Source organism: Alteromonas sp. CNT1-28, from assembly GCF_022348345.1.
GTDB classification, from domain to species: domain Bacteria; phylum Pseudomonadota; class Gammaproteobacteria; order Enterobacterales; family Alteromonadaceae; genus Alteromonas; species Alteromonas macleodii.
Genome location: NZ_JAKREZ010000107.1, coordinates 1 through 1,034 on the forward strand (window position 1 = coordinate 1; position 1,034 = coordinate 1,034).

The 1,034-nt window shown below is 35.8% G+C and carries 2 protein-coding genes; one reads left to right on the plus strand and one right to left on the minus strand.

The genetic code is table 11. The features are described 5' to 3' along the window. Nucleotides 1–297: 297 nt before the first annotated feature. Nucleotides 298–465, minus strand: coding sequence for a multi-sensor hybrid histidine kinase (locus tag MHN02_RS21535; protein WP_239247991.1), 168 nt, complete (start codon nucleotides 463–465; stop codon nucleotides 298–300). A 281-nt stretch (nucleotides 466–746) separates the two neighbouring features. On the opposite strand from MHN02_RS21535, the gene MHN02_RS21540 reads away from it, so the two are divergent. Further along, nucleotides 747–1,034, plus strand: a 288-nt coding sequence (locus MHN02_RS21540) for a recombinase family protein (RefSeq protein WP_239247992.1), incomplete at its 3' end; no start/stop codon positions are given.

Consider the following 1,034-nt stretch of genomic DNA (forward strand, 5'->3'; position numbering starts at 1 on the left):
ATGTTTTACTTGAACCTACAAAATAACTCAAAAAAATCAAGGCGAGTTCCACACAACGTCATACGGCTTTCCAATTGGAAAGTCCATACCACAAAATAAACATAGAAATGATTTGCAAATTTGTAAAGAAGTTGTTTTAAAAATTTGCCAGAAAGTAATAAAGTTATTAACTAAGTTATTAATGCTGGGAATTGATATCACGAGATACGAGCATACCTAAAGTATAGTCGTGTGATTACTAAAGGAACTTGACGGTCTAACTAACCTGAACTCGGTTTAAGAAATTGAACTAATTGCCTATTCCAAGATCCAATCTTTCGACCAAGAAAAATATGGACCCAAAAAGTGTTCAGCGTTCTCCAAGTCCCAATGCCACATACCGTCCAATGACGAGTGTTCAATAAACCTGAATATGCGTGTATCGGATTGAACTAAGTCGAGCAATTCTTTTTCAAGTCTATGCAAAAGTAATACCTCTTATTCAACGCCGACGTTTGCACTCCGTCTATTAATACCACTTGACGCTTCAATTATAGCGTCAGTATCTAGAAGGAGGAACTAAACTGAAATTAAATTAATACTACATCGATTGTTCCATTTAACAGGAAAGTATCAAAAAACGACCGTTTTATGAGAGTGAAAAGTATTTCTCCGCTCGGTCTGATTTTATTGGTTCTATTTGTTTTATAAACCCATCTCATTTAATATAGTCTTATAAAGTCATTTTTCAACATGTAAATGAGATTATGGGGCTCAAAATAGGGTATGCTCGAGTAAGTACATCTGATCAAGACTTAAATCTACAGATCGATGCGTTAAAGAGCAACGGGTGCGCTCCTGAACATATTTTTACCGATAAAACGTCGGGAGCAAAATCAACTCGACCAGGATTAGATAAATGTCTTGATACATTGTCATCTAGAGACATTTTAATCGTATGGCGATTAGATCGTCTTGGCCGCTCAATGTCTCACTTGATCAATTTGATTGAGTCATTAGTTGAAAAAGACATTGGATTCAAATCGATCCAGGAC